Here is a 17,628-nt window from a genome sequence, read left to right on the forward strand (position 1 = left end):
ATCACGCCGGCACGAACGGCTCCACCGAAACCACCTGGTAGTCATAGCGCTCGCCGCGCTCGTTGCGGACCAGCGCCTCGCCGGGGACGATGCGGCGGCCGTAGAGGTCGATCAGGGTGCGGGTGTCGTCCAGGGCGCCCCAGTCCATAAGCGCCTCGGTCTCGGAGTATTCCTCCAGCACGAAGGGGTAGCGCACGTACATGCGGTCTTCGTCGTCGTAGTCCTTCACGTAGCCGAAGGCTTCGACGGTCTTCGCGATGCTCATGTCATCGGCCTGCAGGGCGACGATCACCAGGGTCTGTCTTTCGTCTTCGGCCCATTGGGCGACGATGCGTACGGGTTTCATGGGGACCTCGATGGGTAGTGGCCAGGGCGGCCGGGGAAGTATGGATGGCGGCGGATGACGGGCAAGCCGTCAGCCGTGGCGGTTGCGGCTGGCCTGCACCACGCGCCCGGCGGGGATGCGCAGCTGGGCCAGCAGGTAGTCGGCGAATTCGCTGGAGTAGCCCTGCAGCGCGATCGCCCGCTCCATGCACAGCAGCCAGGCGGCGCTGCGGGCTTCGTCGATCGGCCATTGGGCGTGGAAGGCGGGGATGGCGATGGAGCCGTACTTCTCGCTGAACAGGCGCGGCCCGCCGAGCCACCCGCTGAGGAAGCTGGCGAGCTTGTCCCGCGACAGTTCCAGGCTCTCCGGGTGCATGCCGCGCAGGTCGCGGGCTTCCGGCAGTTCATCCATCAGCCGGTAGAAGTCGTCGACCAGGCGACGCAGGCCGTCGATGCCGCCGGCGGCCTGGTAGGAGGCATCGCCGACGCCGAAGGGTGGGTTGCTCAAGGCTCGGACTCCTCGAAAAAGGCGGCATTGTAGCGACCGCCCCCGCCACTGCCGAGGCCCGCCTCGCGCGCCGGATGGTCGCAGCCACAAGCCCCCCATTGAACCGCACCCCATCGCGCATTACCGTCCCCTCTTCCACGTCACGGGGACTCACCATGCACATCGGCGAACTCGCCCGGCGCACGGGCGCCAGCGCCAAGGCCATCCGCCTCTATGAAGAGCAGGGCCTGCTCGGCCCGGTGCCGCGCCAGGGCGTCTACCGCCTCTATGGCGAGCGTCACCTGCAGCAGGTGCTGCTGATCCGCCAGGCGCAGTCGGTGGGCTTCCGCCTGGCCGAACTGCATCCGCTGCTGGCCGGTGGCGCCGAGCCCGACTGGCCCGAGCTGTACCAGCGCCTGCTGGACAAACGTGCCGCCCTGCGCGCGGAGATCCGCCGCCTGCAATGCCTGGATGCGCAGCTGGGCCGCATAGGCGAGGAAATCCACGCCTGCATCGCCGGCCAGCCCCCGGCCGACGAGACCCTTTGCGCGGCCAATCCCGCCGAGCGCAGCGCCCTGTTGCAACAGGCTTGACTCTGCCCCTAGGGGCAGACGCCAGACTGCCGCCTTTCCTTCTACAGGCAGGTGGCCCATGGCAACGAAACGCGTCCTGGTGGTACTCGGGCATCCCTCTGGCGACAGCTATTGCGCGGCACTGGCGCAGGCCTATGCAGGGGCCGCGCAGGCGGCCGGGCATGACGTGCGCACGCTGCACCTGCACCAGCTGGACTTCGACCCCATCCTCCACGAGGGCTACCGGCGCATCCAGCCGCTGGAGCCGGACCTGCTGCAGGCCCAGGAGGCGATCACCTGGGCCGAGCACCTGTGCTTCGCCTACCCCATCTGGTGGGGCGGCGTGCCGGCGCTGTTCAAGGGCTTTCTCGACCGCATCCTGTTGCCGGGCTTCGCCTTCGCCTACCGCGACGGCAACCCCTTCCCCGCGCGGCTGCTCAAGGGGCGCTCGGCGCATCAGCTGGTCAGCCTCGACACCCCGCCCTGGTACTTCCGCTGGGTCTACCGGGCACCGGGACTGAACCAGATGGAGCGCACCACGCTGAAGTTCTGCGGCATCGCCCCGGTACGCACCCTGGCACTGGGGCCGATCAGGGGCGCCAGCGAGCGGCGCCTGGCCGGCTGGCTGGACGATGCGCGCCAGCTGGCGGGGCGGATCTGAGCGGCAGGCGTGCCCGGCACAGGCCCTGAGGGTCCCGGGCTGAAGCCCGGGCCAGGGCGCGGGGCGAGGAAAGCGTCTATACCCAAGTACCGCTCCCTCAACCCTCGGAGGCAACATGAACTTCAACCTGACCAACAAGCGCGCCCTGGTCTCGGGCTCCACCAAGGGCATCGGCTTCGCCATCGCCACCGGGCTCGCCCGCGAAGGTGCGCGGGTCATCCTCAACGGCCGCAGCCAGGGCTCGGTGGACGAGGCCATCGCCCGCCTGCTCGCCCAGCAGCCCGACGCCCGGGTCGAAGGCTTCGCCGGCGACCTCACGCAGCCCGAGCAGGTCGCCCGGCTGGTGCAGCACCACCCGGAGGTGGACGTGCTGGTGAACAACCTGGGCATCTTCGATCCCAAGCCCTTCGACGAGATACCCGACGAGGACTGGCAGCGCTTCTTCGATACCAACGTCATGTCCGGCGTGCGCCTGACCCGCGCCTACCTGGCCGGCATGAAGACGCGCAACTGGGGTCGCGTGGTGTTCATCAGCAGCGAGAGCGGCGTACAGATCCCGGTGGAGATGATCCACTACGGCGTCACCAAGACCGCACAGCTGGGCCTCTCCCGCGGGCTGGCCGAGACCTGCGCCGGCACCGGGGTCACGGTCAACGCCGTGCTGCCCGGCCCGACCCACTCCGAGGGCGTGGGCGAGTTCGTCGACAAGCTCTCCGGCGGCCAGAGCTTCGAGTCCTTCGAGCAGGAGTTCTTCGCCAGTGCCCGCCCCAGCTCACTGCTCAAGCGCTTCGCCCGCCCGGAGGAAGTGGCCAACCTGGTGGTCTACGTCTGCTCCGAGGCGTCCTCGGCGACCAATGGCGCCGCCCTGCGTGTGGATGGCGGCGTGGTGCGTTCAGCGTTTTGAAGGGAAAGTGCCTGCGCTCGGTGATGCTTCGTTAAAAAACGGTTCGGAATGCTCATTTACAGCTCGTAGACTCCGCTTCCTCACCGTTTTTTGCCTCGCCTGACCTTCGCTCGGCGACTTTCCGTCGAGTTTGGTTGCGGCGCCGGGTGCGACCCCACCGACCGGCGCCGCAACTGGCAGGCGAACCCGAGTGCCCGGTAGAATCGCCCTCCTGTCACGAGCGGGCACCGGCCCGCTCCCCGTGCAACCTGCGAGAGAACCGCCATGGGCGCCCAGTGGAAAGCCAAACCCAAAGAAGCCGCCGCCAACGCCCGAGGAAAGATCTTCGGCAAGCTGGTGAAGGAAATCATGATCGCCGCGCGCAACGGCGCCGACCCGGACATGAACCCCAAGCTGCGCCTCGCCGTGCACCAGGCCAAGAAGGCCTCGATGCCCAAGGACACCCTGGAGCGCGCCATCAAGAAAGGTGCCGGCCTCACCGGTGAAGTGGTCAACTACGAGCGCACCCTCTACGAGGGCTTCGCCCCGCACCGCGTGCCGGTGATCGTCGAGTGCCTGACCGACAACCTCAACCGCACCGTCGCCGAGATCCGCGTGCTGTTCCGCAAGGGCCAGCTGGGCACCTCCGGCTCCGTGTCCTGGGACTTCGACCACCTGGGCATGATCGAGGCCGAGCCGAACGGCGCCGATGCCGACCCGGAACTGGCCGCCATCGAAGCCGGCGCCCAGGATTTCGAAGCCGGTGACGAAGGCAGCACCTTCTACACCGACCCCACCGACCTGGACGCCGTGTGCAAGGCGCTGCCGGAGTTCGGCTTCACCGTGGCCTCGGCCAACCTCGGCTACAAGGCGAAGAACCCGGTCGCCCTGTCCGGTGCCGAGCTGGAAGAAGTCGAAGCCTTCCTCGACGCCCTCGACAACCACGACGACGTGCAGAACATCTACGTCGGCCTGCAGGCCAACTGAGCCCATGGGCCGCGAACGCTTCCACCAGGACAACGCCGAACGCGCCCTCGCCGACGCGCTGCGCCTGCTGGAGCAGCGCGCGGTCCTCGGCCCGCGCTGGCTGGCCTGGGTCGCCACCGAGCTCTACCAGCTCAAGCCCCCGGAATACGCCGCCATGGTCCGCCGCGAGCTGGAACGCCTCAGCACCGCCCAGCGCCTGTTCGAGGAACAGGCGCAGAGCGTTCACTGAGCGGCTGCTCGGCTCTCTCGCCCTTCCCTTTAGTGGATCCCCGCGTTCGCGAGGATGACGGGGTGTGGGTAGTCCCGAACCACTCCGTCACCCCCGCGCACGCGGGGGGCCACTGAACGACCACGCGCCCATGAAAAAAGGGGCCGAAGCCCCTTTTCCCAGCGAACCGCGCGTTACTTCGCGGTGCCGATATCGCCGCTTTCCCAACGCGATTCGCTGTTGGCCAGCGCCCCGGCGATGGTCGACAGGTTGGCGTCCGGCAGCGCGTCCGGCAGCGGGTCGACACCGGCGCTGATGAACAGCTGGCTGTAGGCGTTGCGCAGGTCGGCATAGGACAGGTCGCGCTTGAGCTGCGCCTGCAGGGTGTTGAGCTCGCCCTGGATCAGCTCCAACTCGCCGATGCTCTGGGTGCTGTAGCGATTGCGCAGTTGCTCGGCGATCTGCCCGTCCAGGTCAGCCAGTTGCTGGCTGGTCTGGAACTGGCGCTGGGCCTCGTGGAAGTTGGCGTTGGCCACGTACAGCTGGGCCAGCACCGCCATGGACATCGCCTGGCGACGGGCTGCCGCCACGTTCTCGCCGGCCTTGGCGACGTCGATGGCCGCTGGCGCCGAGAGCACGTTGAACAGGTTCCAGGTCACCTTCACGCCATAGTCGGCCCAGCTCTGGTTCACCAGGAAGCTGTTGCTGTCGTAGTGGCCGCCGGCGGAGAACTCCAGGCCGGGCAGCAGGCGCAGCATGGCCTTGCGGGTTTCGGCAGCGCTGATGCGCGCCTGGTAGTCCTGCTCGCGCAGCTCGGGGCGGCTGGCCAGGGCCTGCTGCTCCAGCTGGGTGAAATCGACCTTGAGCTCGGGCACGTTGTAGGTGTCGGAGGAGGCGAGCTGGTAGTCGGTGTTCAACGGCAGGTTGATCAGCGCGGCCAGCTCGGTCTTGGCCAGGGTCAGGGCGCGGCGCTGCTCTTCCAGCTGGCGGGTGGCCTCGATCAGCGCGCGCTGGTAGCTGAGCACCTGCACGGTGTCGCCGATGCGCTGGCGGCTCATGTCGCGGCTGTCGGTACGGGCCTTGTCGACGCGGCTCATCAGGCTGTCGATCTGCTTGAGCAGGCGTTCGGCGGCCACGGCGCGCCAGTAGGCGGAGCGCACGTCCTGGGTGATGGTGTGGATGACCTTGCGGCGGCGCTCTTCGACGATCAGGCGCTGGTCGGCCTGCTGCTTGGCGCTCATGTAGCTGACGCCGAAGTCGAGCACGTTCCACACCATGGTCAGGTCCGCCACGCCACGGTCGCGATCCTGGGAGGTCGAGGGTTCCAGCGACTGGGTGCCGGTCTCGATGCTCTGGCTGCTGGAGGCGCTGACGTTGTTGCGCCCCGCATAGCCGGCGGACAGCGCCATGCGCGGCAGCATGTCGAAGCTGGCCAGGTCGATCTGACGCTCGGCCATGGCCTGCTCCATCACCTTCAGGCGCGCCTCGAGGTTGTACTTCACGGCGCGGGCCATGGCCTGGTGCAGGGTCAGCGGGCCGGACAAGGGTTCCTGGCCCTTGAACATGGCCTGCAGGTCGGTGCGGGCGCGCTCCTCGCTCACGCTCTTGTCGATGGGCTGCGTCGTCACGGCGCAGCCGCTGATTGCCAATGCCAGCAGGCTGGCGGCGAATACCTTGTACTTGTTGTGGTTGGTCATCCTTGTGCCGCCCCCTGGTACGGCTGGTAATTGGATTTCCCTGACTCGGTTCAACCCTGGGCTGCCGCCCCCGCGACCTGGCCCAGGGCCTGTGCCAGCTGGCGCACCTGGCGCTGCTCGGCTTCCTTCATCTCATGCAGCTGCTGGCCGAGGGTGGGCGCGCCGAAGCTGCGTCCGCCCTGCCCGTTGCCGCGTTGCTTGTCGAAGATCTTCTCGTTGCTTTCCTGCGGCTTGTCCTTGCTGAACAGGCCGGAGAAGGTGCTGGCGCCGAACACGCCGCCATCCCCGCCACCGAAGCCGAGGAAGCCCGCACCACCGCCATCGCCACCGCTGTCGCTGCTGGCGAACACCTGGGCGATGAAGCTGGGCGCCAGGGCGCCGTTGTTGATGAAGATGTTGCCCACGGTGGGAATGCCACTGCCGAGGGTCGGTTGCTCGAAGAGCGGCGGCGGCAGCAGCGGCGAGGTGGTGGTCGAGGGCGGCGGCGCGCTGGGCACGGTGGGCTGCAGCGGCGCCGAAGTGTCGATCGGCGTGGTCACCGGCGGGTTGGCGCGGAACTCCGGATCGCCGTTGTCCAGCGAGCCGATCTGGTAGCCGATGGTGGAGTAGGAGTCGACCATCGCGCTGCCCGGGACGTCGGTGATGCCGGCACCTGCTGCCTGCAATGACAGGCCCAGGCTGCCCTGGCCGGTGACGCCGCTGACGGTGATGCGATAGGTGTTGGGGCTCAGTTGCACCAGGGATTGCAGGGTGCCGCTGGCGCTGCCGCCGGTGAGCAGGGCGAAGTCGTTCAGGTCCACCCCGGTGACGTCTTCGCTGAAGGTGACGGTGAAGCTCACCGAGCTGTTGGTGGTGGGCGAGGTGCCGTCCAGGGCGATGTTGGTGACCCGTGGCGGTACCGCATCCACCAGCACGGCGCTGGTGTCGCCGACGCTGTTGAGGGTGGTGGTCACGTCGTTGCCGGCGGCATCGCGCAGGGTGCCGCCGTGGGCGTCGATCGCGCCGCCGACGCTGATCCCGTTGGCGTCCGCCTGGCCGCTGGCGACCGTCAGGCGGAACACCAGGGCGACGCCGCCCGAGCCGCTGACGTAGTCGGCATAGACGGTGCCGCCGGTGTCCAGGGTGATGGCCAGGCGCGGCGTGCCGCCGGTGGTGTCGACGATCACGGCTTCGTCGAAGTTCACCGTGAAGTCGAGGGTGTTGCCGGTCAGGTAGGTACCGTTGGCCGGCACGCCGACGGAGGTGACGGTCGGGGCGCGGCTGTCGATGGCGTAGTTGTTGGAGTCGGTGGTGCCGGTGCCGGTGTTGCCCGCGGCATCGGTGTAACCGGTGTTATCCAGGGTGATCAGGTTGGTCGGGTCGGTGACGTTGGCGCTCGGCGTCAGGGTCGCGGTCCAGGTCAGGCCGCCATCGCTGCTGCTGAGGTTGCTCAGCGCGCCGTTGGCCACGCTGAAGTCCGCCGTGGTCAGCCCGCTCACCGCCTCGCTGAAGGTGATGGTGACAGTGGTGCCCTGCCCCGCCTTCAGCGCGGTGTCGGTGACCACGATGGTCGCCGTCGGGCGCTGGCTGTCGATGGCGTAGTTGTTGGAGTCGGTGCTGCCGCTGCCGGCGTTGCCGGCGGCATCGGTGTAGCCGGTGTTGTCCAGGGTGATCAGGTTGCTGGTGTCGCTGACGTTGTTGCCGGGCGTCAGGGTAGCGGTCCAGGTGATGCCGCCGTCGCTGGAGCTGAGACCGCTCAGGCTGCCGTTGTCCACGCTGAAGTCCGCCGTGGTCAGCCCGCTCACCGCCTCGTTGAAGGTGATGGTGACCGTGGTGGTCTGGCCGGCCTTCAGCGCCGTGTCGGTGACCACGACGGTGGCGGTCGGGCGCTGGGTGTCGATGGCGTAGTTGCCCGAGTCGGTGGTGCCGCTGCCGACGTTGCCCGCCAGGTCCATCACCCCGGAGTTGTTCAGGGTGATGATGTTGGTGGCGTCGCTGACGTTGGCGCCCGGGGTGAAGGTGGCGGTCCAGGTGAGACCGCCGTCGGCACTGTTCAGACCCGAGAGTGAGCCGCCGGACACTGCGAAGTCCGCCGTGTCCAGGCCCACCACCCGCTCTGCGAAGGTGATGGTGACGGTGGCGGTCTCGCCGATGCGCAGGGCCGTGTCGCTGAGGGTGATGCTGGTGGCTGCCGGGCGCACGCCGTCCACCACCAGGGCCTTGTTGGCGCCCAGGGAGCCGGCGGCACCGGGGGTTGGCAGGGTGAGGATGGCGTTCTGGTTGGCGCCGTCCTGGATGGTGCCGCCATTCAGGCTCAGGGCCGATGTGGAGGCATAGTCGAGGTCGGCGGAACTGTCGCCGGCCTGCACGGTGTAGCTGAAGGTCAGGGTGTCGGTGCCCGAGCCGGAAAGGTAGTTGAGCACCCGGTCGGTGGTGCCGGTCTCCAGGGTCAGTGTCGGGGTGCCGGTCACGTTCACCGCGTTGTCGAAGCGCACGGTGACGGTGATGACGTCACCGATCTTGTAGGTGCCGTTGGCGGTGCTGGACGAGACGCTGGTGACGGTCGGCGCGATGGGAGCGGTCAGGCTCAGGTCGTTGCCGCTGCCACCGATGTAGCTGGTGGTCAGCTCGGTGCCATTGCCTGCCGCGTTGAACTTGCCGCCCTCGCTGACGCCGCTGAAGGTGCCGGTCACGGCATCGGCGGCGTCGTTGACGATCACCGTGTAGCTGTCGCCGCTGCCGGCCGCGTAGCCGTGGGTGACCGCCAGGGTGGCACCGGAGACGTCGACGGTGCCGTTGACCACCACCCGGTCGTAGCCGGTGCCGGCGGTGGTGCCGTTGATGTCCAGGGCCAGGGTGCTGCCCGAGGCCAGGGTCAGGTTGCCGTTGACCGTCAGGGTGCCGGCGCCGCCGTTGCCCGGGGAGAGGGTGCCGCCGCTCTGCACGGTGACATCGCCACCCAGGGTGCCGCCGCCCGCCAGGGTCGCGCCGCTGGCCACGGTGGTGGCGCTGTTGGTGCTGCCGTTGACCACCAGGGTGCCCGCCGCCACGGTGGTGGCCCCGCTGTTGGTGTTGCTGCCGGAGAGGGTCAGGTTGCTGGCGCCGGTCTTGGTCAGGCTGCCGGGGCCGCCGATGACGCCGGACAGGGTGGCTGCTGCGCCGGCATTGACGGTGACCAGGCCGGTCAGCGCCAGGGCGTTGTCGATGGTGGTGTTGCCGGTGATCTGCAGGGTGGTGCCGTTGGCCAGGTTGAGGGCGCCGCTGCCCAGGTTGGCGTCGGCGGCGATGCTCAAGGTGCCAGCGCTGACGGTGGTGCTGCCGCTGTAGGTATTGCTGCCGGTGAGGGTCAGCACGGCGCTGCCGATCTTGCGCAGATTGTTGCTGCCGCTGATGACGCCGGAGAGCGTGGTGTCAGCGGCGGTGTCCACCGTGGCGTTGCCGCTGAGGGCGATGGCGTTGTCGATGGTCCCGGCGCTGGTGACCGCCAGGGTCGAGCCGCTGGCCAGGGTCAGGGTGCCGCTGCCCAGGTTGGCGTCGCTGGCCACGCTGAGGGTGCCGGCACTGACCGTGGTGGCGCCGTAGGTGTTGGTGCCGGAGAGGGTCAGGGTCGAAGCCCCGGCCTTGGTCAGGGTGAAGGCACCGCTGATCACCCCGGACAGGGTGGCGTTGGCCGCTGCACTGACCGTGGCATCACCAGCGAGGACGATGGCGTTGTCGACGGTGGTGGCGCCGGTGAGTGCCAGGGTGGTGCCGGCGGCCAGGTTGACCGCGCCCGAGCCCAGGTTGCCGTCACTGCTCACGCTCAGGGTGCCGGCACTCACGTAGGTGGCGCCGTAGCTGTTGCTGCCGGACAGGGTCAAGTTGCCGCTGCCGGTCTTCGTCAGGTCGTAGGCACCGCTGATGGCGCCGCTGAGGGTGACGGCGCTGCTGTTGCCGATGCTGCTGTTGCCGGTCAGGACGATGGCGTTGTCGATGGTGGTGGCGCCCGAGACATCGAGCACGGCCCCACCCGCCAGGTTGACGGCCCCGCTGCCCAGGTTGCCGTCGCCGGCGATCGACAGGGTGCCGCCGGAGACGGTGGTGGTGCCGCCATAGCTGTTGCTGCCGGACAGGGTCAGGATGCCGCTGCCCTGCTTGACCAGCGAGCCGGTGCCGGAGATCACCCCGGCGACGTTGGTGGAGGTGTTGTCCCCCCGGCGGTGAGGGTGTAGCTGCCCAGCTGGATGCTGGCGCTGACGTTGTTGCTCGCCAGGCTGCCGATGGTCTGGTTCGAGAGCAGCGTCAGGACGCTGTTGCCGTTGACCCGCACGACGTTGTTGTCGGCCATGGAGGCGTCGCCACTGAGCTTCAGCCAGCCGTAGTTGGCCAGCAGGGTGGCACCGGTGTAGGTGTTGGTGCCGGAAAGCGTGGTCGAGTAGGTGGCGGAACTGCCCTGGGTGAAGGTGACCCCACCGGTGCCGCTGATGGCGCCGGAGAAGGTGGTGTCCGCCGTCTGGGTGCTGGTGAGACTGAAACTGCCGAGCGTCACCGAACCGGCACCGGAGAGGTTGCCGATCGCCTCGTTGCCGGCCAGGGCCAGGGTGGCGCCTGCGGCGACGGACACGCTGCTGTTGGTGGAGATCGCATCGCCGCCACTGACCGTCAGGGTGCCCGCGCTGATGGTGGTGGCGCCGCTGAAGGTATTGCCGGGACCGGAGAGGGTCAGATTGCCCGCCCCGGCCTTGGTCAGGGCGCCGCTGCCGGCGATGACGCTGCTGATGGTGGCGGTGTCGCCCGCACCATGGGTGAAGGTCTGGGTGGTGCCGCCGCCCAGGGTGATGGTGCCGCCGGTGAGGATCAGGCCGCTGGCCTGGTCCATGTCGAGGGTCAGGCTTTCGTTGATCGACACGGCGTTGAGGTTCAGCGTCTGGCCGGCCAGGTTGCTGGCGAAGACGATGGTCTGGGTGCCGGTGCTGTCGGCCGCGGCGATGGCGACGGCCTCGCTGAAGCTCGTACCGTTGCTGGCGTCGATGGTCGCGGTGTCGCTGGTATTGGTGACATAGATGAGGTCAGTGGCCACCGTGACGTTGGCCGTGGCACTGGCGCCGGCACCGTCGTTGAGGGTGACCTTGACGTTGGCGTCGCCGGCCGGCGTGTCGTTGCTGTAGGTGATGCGATGCGCCACGTCGTTGACCAGCGCGGTGGTCGCCGCCGTGCCGCTGCTGGTGAAGGTGATGGTCAGCACGCCGCCGGTGTTGGTGAAGGTGGCGAATGTCAGCCCGCCCGACTGCAGGTTGCTGCCGCTGACGGTGAACAGCGCACCTGCGGTGTCGAAGCCAAGTAAGTCGGTGCCCACCGCCGTGCCGTTGCGCTGAATCACCAGGCTGGCACCGGACCAGTCGCCGTTGCCCCCGTTCAACGCGCCCAGCTCGGCATCGGCCAGGCTTGCGTTGCCGCCCACATCAAGGCGCACGGTATTGCCCGCACCGCCCCAGGCGACGCTGTCGCCGTTGAGGTTGCCGAGGGTCGGCGCGGCGTTGGGGTTGTAGTTGGTATCGGTGGTGCCGCCATTGGTGGTGTAGATGGTCGAGGTGGACGCGCCGTTGGCACCGTTGACGTTCGCGCCGCCGGCCGCCTTGCCACCCAGGCCACCCGCGCCGACGTTGCCGGTTGAGAGGCTCGTGAAGCTGGTGTTGTCCATGCGCACGGTACCGCCGGCGTTCCAGATGGCACCGACCCCGGCACCGCCCGCTCCCCCATTGCCCACCCGGTTGCCAGGCCCCGTGGCTGCGTCGCTGGAGACACCGCCACCGCCGCCGCCACCAGCCCCCAGGTTGTTGGTCACGCTGCTGTTGACGATGGTCAGGATGCCGCTGCTGGCGTTGTAGATGCCCCCCGCGGCGGCGCCCCCTTGCCGCCGACGGCGGCAACACCGCCGCCGCCACCACCGCCGCCAATGCTGGTGCTGCCGTTGTTGGCCGACCCACCCCCACCCCCTGCGGTGTAGCCGAGGGTGTTGTTGCCATCACCGCTGTAGCTGCCCCCAGCGCCGCCAGCCGCACCGCCGCCACGTCCCCCGAAGGAGCTGGTACCGCCCGCGCCATTGCCCCCGCTGATGCCGGAAGCGGGCGTGGGCGAGACGCCGGCGCCAGCACTGGTACCGCCGGAGCCGCCGGGTGTCGTCCCGAAACCACCGCCGCCACCACCGCCGCCGCCGTAGTAGCCACCGGAGTCGCCACCACCACCCCCGCCACCGGACGCCTTGTTGCCGGTAATGGTGCTGTTGGTGATGGTCAGTACACCCGCGTTGTAGATACCGGCCCCCACGCTGTCGGGTGCGGCCGAGCTCTCGTTGCCACCGTTGCCGACGACCAGGCCATTGCGGATGGTGATGTTGTCCAGCGCGACCTTGGAGTTGGCGCCGCTGGTGTTCACGTCAAGAATCCGAGCCTTGTTGGCCCCGTCGATGGTGAAGCCACCGCCAACGATCTGCAGGGTGTGGCCGTCGGTGACATGGATGGAAATGGTGTCGTTGAAGCCGGTAAAGGTGATGTTGCCGGTGAGGGTGATCACATCGTCGACGTTGTCGGCAACGCCCGTGGCGATGGCGTTATTCAGGTCGGCGATGTTGTTCACCGCCGTGGTCACCAGCAGGTGGTCGTACCCGCCCAGGCGCGACAGGTTCAGGGCACTGCTGGCCGCGATCTGGCCGGTGGCGATCTCCAGGTCCCAGTCACCGCCCTTGACGCTGCCGCCTGTGTTGTCGTCGGAAGCGGCGATGTCCGCCCCGGTCATGTCGGCCAGTTTCGAGACGAAGGCGTGGCCTTCGCTGCCTGCCCCCACTTCGCAGCCGTAGAGGAGGATGTCGCCCTCGGCGGTCAGCGCCTTGCCGATGGTGGAAAGCTGGGTGGCGTATTGCCCGAGGTTGCCTTCGAACAGCGGGCCGTTGCCCAGCAGCAGCACCCCGGAATCGCCGTGGGAAATGATGTGGATGGCGTCGATGCCGGTGCGGCCGGCCAGGGCGTCGGCAATCTGCTGCACCCCGTCCTTGTTGGTGGACAGCAACACCACCTCGGCATTGGGCGAGACGGCCTTGAGCAGCTCCTGGTAGTTCGGCGCGCGGGTGTCGACGAAGACGATTTCCTTGCGCACGCCGTTCTGCCCGTCGGTCACCGGGCTGGCCTGCAGGTCCTGGGTGCCGTGGCTGTTGTCGGCGGTGCCGGCATGGCTGCTGTCGCTGGCGCCGGTGTCATGGGCCGCGTCGGCCGCCGTGTGGGCGGAGGTCGCCGCCGAGGCGGCGGTATCGGCAACCGTCGCGGCCACCGCGCCGTCGAACATCATGCGCGGCTCCAGCGCACTGATCAGCGGCAGCGGGCACGCCAGGGGCGCAGCCTCCGCACCCTTGGCCTTGCCGTTGCGACCTGCCTTCTTCGAATGACCCCAGCCCATGACCTCTACCTCCTCGTTCCGGCGCCCGCCTCGGCGGGTGCTCAGTTGCGTTCTTGTTCCAGGGCCCGGGCATCCCGGGTGGTCCTGATCACATGGGCCTCGCTGTTGCGCGAGTCCTTCCAGAAATCCAGTTGCGCATACTGCTCGAACAAATCCGGCGGCAGCAGGGTGCGCCGCGCCGCCACTTCGACCTTGGGCCGCACCTTGTGCAGGCCGCGCAGGCCCAGGGCCTGGTCGAACTCCGGGGCGTCGTACTCGACATGCTCGAAGTCGTGCTCGAACCAGGGTTCGCCGAGGAACTCGTAGACCAGCCGCAGCACCCGCTCGGGCGTGGCCACCAGCAGGTCGTAGTCCACCAGCAGCAGGGAGCGGGCGTGCTCGCCGTAATAGGCATCCTTGAGCGCCGACCAGGGCAGGCCCACCAGGCGGTTGCGCTGGGCCAGGGTCTCGACCCGGCTGTAGACGGTGTTGCGCTCGTTGTCGTCGTTGAACAGCTTGGTGATCTCGTACGGGTTGGCGCGGTAGAGCCGCTCGATGCTGTCCATCACCCAGGCGACGTTGCGCACGCAGGCGATCACCTTGGCCTGGGGGAACAGGTCCAGCAGGGCCGGCAGGCGGGCGCACCAATGGCGGTTGGTGTCGAAGATCACGTCCCGCCCGGCCTGGTCCGCGTAGTAGCTGCTGAACAGGCCGGCGAGCAGGCGCTTGCGCTGCTCCTGGGTCACCACCGGGCCGAACTCGCTGTCGGCGCCGAACTGCTTGAGCAGGGCCGAGAAGAAGCTGCCCACCGGGCTGGTCATGCCGGCGTGGAAGCGCGGGTTCTGCCGCAGCAGAGCCGCCAGCAGCGTGGACCCCGAGCGTGGCAGCCCCGAGATGAAGTGATAGGTGGGTGATGGATGGGCCATGGTCTGCGTGTACGTCTGCCTGTCGATGAGTCTCTGTCCGATCACGGAGCCGCCGGTGCCGCGAGGCACCGGCGGCGCAGGTTCATCAGTTGCGGGAGGGGAAGACCCCTTCCATCGCAATGATGAAGTTGATCCCGAGATAGGGGTTGCGGATGCCCACCGGCTGGCTGCCGCCGGCGACCTGCACCGTCACGTTGACGGTGCTGGGGTTGGTCAGCGGAACCGGATTCGCCATCGCGGTCGACCAGATGGCCGCCGCAGAGGCCGACCCGCCGACGGACCCACCCAGTACGGAGTTGGTGGCGCTCGGAACCAGTGCCGGGCTGGTCGGCGTGCCGGCAGCGGAAATCGTGCTGGTGCCGGTGGCGACGTGGGTGTGCATCGGCATCTGGGTCTGGAGCAGGGTGACGCTCTCGGTGCCGCCGACCTCGCCGAGGTCGATCATCGAGAGGCCCGGCCCCTGGAACTGGCCGACCGGCGAGCGGCCGCGCAGATCCGGCAGGCCGTAGGTGGTCTGGCCGTTACCGCCGTAGACGGTGCCCAACAGGGAAAACAGTGCGGTGTTCTGCGAAATCGCCATGGTCTGCCCCATGCAGAACGCATAGCCACGGGGGGCGAAATTGCCACCGAACATCTTGATCTCACCGATGAAAGGATCCACGTGTTGACTCTCCTCTGGCTCTGGTTTGGCGCGCCCGAATGGCTCGGCCGCGTTTACGTGCTTATTGTTATGGGTTATGCCGGCCGGTCGGTGTGGAACACGGCCTGGAGTACGGGGCGCCCGTCCGGGGTGGGCATTGCGGGGGTCAACAGCAGCGCCCAGCCCTCCTCCCCCGGCAGGCCCAGGCGGTAGACGTCCTGGGGCAGGCTGCATTGGGCGGGCAGGGCGAAATGGGCGTGGTAGCACTGGTGCCGAGGGGTCATGCCGGTGCCCTCCTCGACGGCGAGCAATTCGATGGGCAGCACCTGCTCCGGCGACAGCCAGAGGTGGAAAGGCTGGCCGACGGTCTCGGCGAGCAGCGCGAAGGAAGGCATCGGATGCATGGGCAATTCCTCAGGACAGGCCGGCCGGACGCCGCACAGGCGCGGCCACGGCCTGCGGACGGCGAGGGGCGCGGCGCAACTTCAGGTACACACCGTTCTCGCCCACCACTTCGAAGCCATGGCGGCTGTAGAGATGCTGGGCCGGGTTGTAGGACTCCACGTGCAGCCCCGCGCTGAGGCCTTCACGGTCGGCCCGTTCGAGAAAGCGGCCTAGCAGCTCGCCGCCTATGCCACGGCCACAGGCCTCGGGCAACAGGGCCAGGTCGATGATTTGCAGGTGGGTGTCGGTCCACAGCAGGTAGGCCCGGCCTACGGGCTGGCCGGCCTCTTCGATGACGTATTGCTCGGCGTCGGCGTAATGCGCCTGGTAGTAGCCGCACTGGGCCTCGAACTGCTGGTCGAGGAAGCGCTCGCAGCCCGCCTGGTCCCAGGGGGTGTGCTGCATCTCGTGGGCACGGGTGGTGCCGTACAGCGCCCGCAGGAAGGCGCGATCGGCCAGCGTTGCCAAGCGGAGGTTCAAGGTATGGAAAGACATACGACGTGCATCCTTGCTGGCCCGGGGAAAGAGCCTACAACTGTGGTTACAGTTTCCCTGCGCAGAGCATAGACGAGGATTTCAGTTGGCCACCATCGAAAAATCGCCGTTCGGCGGTTTCTGCGATGAATGTGAAGCGGCATTCACAAGTGGCGAGGTGAAAACGCCTCCAGCGCCTCGAAGGGCGCCCTCGCCCAGCGCTCCACAGCCGCCCGCGTGGCCTCGTCCGCCTCGTTGCGCTTGGCCTCGCCATCGGCACGGAAGGCCTGCCCCGGGCGCTTGGCATCACGCCCGGCCACGGCCTGCAGGTGCGGCACGGCGGCCGGGTCGATGCCCAGCAGCGATCCCAGGCGGCCCCAGAGGGCGTCGGGCAGCTCGCGGTAGTTCAGGGCCACCGCCTCGCCGGCCGAGCACAGGCCGAGCCCGGCCTGCAGCAGGTGGCCGACCATCCAGGCGAGGTAGTCGCCGGGGGCCAGCGCCTGCCGACCGGGCAGGCCGTCCAGCCCGGACGGGCCGAGCAGCCCGGGGACAGCGTGCAGCCCGGGCTGGCGCCGCTGGGACACCACCACCTCCAGCGGGTCGCGGTAGAGGAACAGGCACGGCACCCCGGGATAGAGCCGGCGCAGCAGCCGGGCCTCGAACAGGTTCCAGGCGTCCAGCTTCACCACCAGGCGGGTTTCGTCGCCGCAGCGCCGTTGGCCATAGGCCGAGAACAAGGCGCGCACCGCGTCCGCCTGCCAGGAGGAGGCCGTGGGGTCGCGGTGGTGCGCGCGCAGCAGGGCATCCAGCGGCGGCGGCTCGGACAGCACCACGTGCCCGGGCAGGGCTCGCAGCAACTGCGCCAGCAGGGTGGAGCCGCAGCGAGAGGTGTGGAACACCAGCAGCGAAGGTTCCAGCCCGGGGCTGCGGGCCTGCCAGTCGAACAACGCGTCCAGGCCGGTCTGGCGCCGCAGGGCCAGGTTGAACGGCAGGCGCAGCGCCTCGTCCACGTCGTCGCTGAAGAAGGGCCGGACCAGGGGCGTGGCGCCGAACCACGCCCAGTCCAGCTGCCAGCGGCCACCCTGCTCGAAGGCACGGATCGGCAGCCACTCGGTGAAATCCAGCGGGGTCATCGCACGCTCCATTGCCGGCTCCAGGCCTGTCGTCCCTGGCGCATGGCCATGCGCACGTCCGCCTCGCCGAACACCAGCCCGAGGCCCTGGCCGGCGGCCACCGCCTCGCGGCAGAAGTCGGTGGGATCGGTGATCAGCTGCAGCGCATGGGCCAGTTCCGGGCGCTGCTGCACCTGCTCGTTGAACGCGGTGAAGGCGCGCACGCCCCGGCTCGGCTGCAGCTCCGGCGTGGTCGGCAACCCGTCGGAGAGGGCCTCGCGCAGGCGCGTATCCATCATGCAATCCAGCACCAGGTGGATGCGCGGGCCCGGGCCGGGGTTGTCCACCCGGTGCGGGCGGGACAGGTCGATGAACCAGCATTCCCCCGGCGCCATCGGCACCTGCCGGCCGTCCACCAGGAACTCCACCCCGGGCGGGCTGAGCAGCGGCACGTGCAGGCGCAGCGGCCCTTCCGGCGCGCCCAGGTCGGGGTCGCAGTGCTCGCGGATGCTGGCGCCGGCGCCCAGGCGCAGCAGGCGCGCGCTGCGCAGGCCCTCGCCGAACCGCTCGATCGCCGCCTGCCAGGCCGGATCGGCCGCGCACAGGGCGCTGCGGGCGATCGGGCCGAAGCCCGGCGCCAGGGGGATCGGCGCGTCCACCGCTGCCACCAGGTCGATGCCGCTCCAGTCGCCCTGGTAGTAGGCGGTGTTGAAATGCGCCACCCAGGCCGTCGGGTCGATCCGCTCCAGGGCCGCCAGCAGCGGCGCCAGGTCGAAACGCCAGGGCAGGCGGGAACAGATCGGCAGGGTTACGTCCATGGAACCTTC

At 68.8% G+C, this 17,628-nt stretch carries 17 protein-coding genes; 5 read left to right on the forward strand and 12 right to left on the reverse strand.

Translation table 11 applies throughout. The features are described from left to right. Position 1 precedes the first annotated feature (1 nt). Positions 2–346 carry a hypothetical protein gene (locus tag PHLH3_RS21690; protein ID WP_213625744.1) on the reverse strand — a complete coding sequence of 115 codons (345 nt, stop codon included), beginning with the start codon at positions 344–346 and terminating at the stop codon, positions 2–4. A gap of 69 nt (positions 347–415) precedes the next feature. After that, positions 416–832 carry a group II truncated hemoglobin gene (locus PHLH3_RS21695; RefSeq protein WP_228723481.1) on the reverse strand — a complete coding sequence of 139 codons (417 nt, stop codon included), beginning with the start codon at positions 830–832 and terminating at the stop codon, positions 416–418. Between the two features lie 155 nt (positions 833–987). On the opposite strand from PHLH3_RS21695, the gene PHLH3_RS21700 reads away from it, so the two are divergent. The 5 genes from PHLH3_RS21700 (at position 988) to PHLH3_RS21720 (ending at position 4,143) form a co-directional block, all read left to right on the forward strand. Next, positions 988–1,404, forward strand: a complete 417-nt coding sequence (locus PHLH3_RS21700) for a MerR family transcriptional regulator (protein WP_213625746.1) — start codon at positions 988–990, stop codon at positions 1,402–1,404. A gap of 58 nt (positions 1,405–1,462) precedes the next feature. Next, positions 1,463–2,044 carry an NAD(P)H-dependent oxidoreductase gene (locus PHLH3_RS21705; protein WP_213625747.1) on the forward strand — a complete coding sequence of 194 codons (582 nt, stop codon included), beginning with the start codon at positions 1,463–1,465 and terminating at the stop codon, positions 2,042–2,044. A 115-nt stretch (positions 2,045–2,159) separates the two neighbouring features. Next, on the forward strand, positions 2,160–2,948 hold the full coding sequence (locus tag PHLH3_RS21710; RefSeq protein ID WP_213625748.1) for an SDR family oxidoreductase: 789 nt from the start codon (positions 2,160–2,162) through the stop codon (positions 2,946–2,948). Positions 2,949–3,212: 264 nt separating this feature from the next. Further along, positions 3,213–3,914, forward strand: a complete 702-nt coding sequence (locus PHLH3_RS21715; protein ID WP_173172160.1) for a YebC/PmpR family DNA-binding transcriptional regulator — start codon at positions 3,213–3,215, stop codon at positions 3,912–3,914. A 4-nt stretch (positions 3,915–3,918) separates the two neighbouring features. After that, on the forward strand, positions 3,919–4,143 hold the full coding sequence (locus PHLH3_RS21720; RefSeq protein WP_173172158.1) for a hypothetical protein: 225 nt from the start codon (positions 3,919–3,921) through the stop codon (positions 4,141–4,143). Positions 4,144–4,316: 173 nt separating this feature from the next. Here PHLH3_RS21720 and PHLH3_RS21725 read toward each other — a convergent pair whose 3' ends face one another. From PHLH3_RS21725 to PHLH3_RS21765, 10 genes are all read right to left on the reverse strand, one after another. Beyond that, positions 4,317–5,819, reverse strand: a complete 1,503-nt coding sequence (locus PHLH3_RS21725; RefSeq protein WP_213625749.1) for a TolC family protein — start codon at positions 5,817–5,819, stop codon at positions 4,317–4,319. A gap of 50 nt (positions 5,820–5,869) precedes the next feature. Next, complete coding sequence (locus tag PHLH3_RS21730; RefSeq protein ID WP_244862925.1) at positions 5,870–9,961, reverse strand: Ig-like domain-containing protein; 4,092 nt, start codon at positions 9,959–9,961, stop codon at positions 5,870–5,872. Continuing rightward, complete coding sequence (locus PHLH3_RS30710; RefSeq protein WP_280527438.1) at positions 9,958–11,622, reverse strand: autotransporter-associated beta strand repeat-containing protein; 1,665 nt, start codon at positions 11,620–11,622, stop codon at positions 9,958–9,960. Before PHLH3_RS30710 ends, PHLH3_RS21730 begins: the two co-directional genes overlap by 4 nt. A gap of 17 nt (positions 11,623–11,639) precedes the next feature. Continuing rightward, positions 11,640–13,226: a DUF4347 domain-containing protein gene (locus PHLH3_RS30715; protein ID WP_213625750.1), complete on the reverse strand. Its 1,587-nt coding sequence runs from the start codon at positions 13,224–13,226 to the stop codon at positions 11,640–11,642. A 41-nt stretch (positions 13,227–13,267) separates the two neighbouring features. Then, on the reverse strand, positions 13,268–14,131 hold the full coding sequence (locus PHLH3_RS21740; protein WP_213630646.1) for a sulfotransferase: 864 nt from the start codon (positions 14,129–14,131) through the stop codon (positions 13,268–13,270). A gap of 85 nt (positions 14,132–14,216) precedes the next feature. Beyond that, positions 14,217–14,792 (reverse strand): tail fiber protein, encoded by a 576-nt coding sequence (locus PHLH3_RS21745; protein ID WP_244862926.1) that lies wholly within the window; start codon positions 14,790–14,792, stop codon positions 14,217–14,219. A gap of 74 nt (positions 14,793–14,866) precedes the next feature. Beyond that, positions 14,867–15,175, reverse strand: coding sequence for a hypothetical protein (locus PHLH3_RS21750; RefSeq protein ID WP_213625751.1), 309 nt, complete (start codon positions 15,173–15,175; stop codon positions 14,867–14,869). Positions 15,176–15,185: 10 nt separating this feature from the next. Then, complete coding sequence (locus tag PHLH3_RS21755) at positions 15,186–15,710, reverse strand: GNAT family N-acetyltransferase (RefSeq protein WP_213625752.1); 525 nt, start codon at positions 15,708–15,710, stop codon at positions 15,186–15,188. Between the two features lie 143 nt (positions 15,711–15,853). Further along, on the reverse strand, positions 15,854–16,822 hold the full coding sequence (locus PHLH3_RS21760; RefSeq protein ID WP_213625753.1) for a sulfotransferase family protein: 969 nt from the start codon (positions 16,820–16,822) through the stop codon (positions 15,854–15,856). Further along, positions 16,819–17,619, reverse strand: a complete 801-nt coding sequence (locus PHLH3_RS21765) for an aspartyl/asparaginyl beta-hydroxylase domain-containing protein (RefSeq protein ID WP_213625754.1) — start codon at positions 17,617–17,619, stop codon at positions 16,819–16,821. Before PHLH3_RS21765 ends, PHLH3_RS21760 begins: the two co-directional genes overlap by 4 nt. Positions 17,620–17,628 lie beyond the last annotated feature (9 nt).

Origin of the sequence: Pseudomonas sp. Pc102 (assembly GCF_018408275.1) — a bacterium.
Lineage (GTDB): Bacteria > Pseudomonadota > Gammaproteobacteria > Pseudomonadales > Pseudomonadaceae > Metapseudomonas > Metapseudomonas tohonis.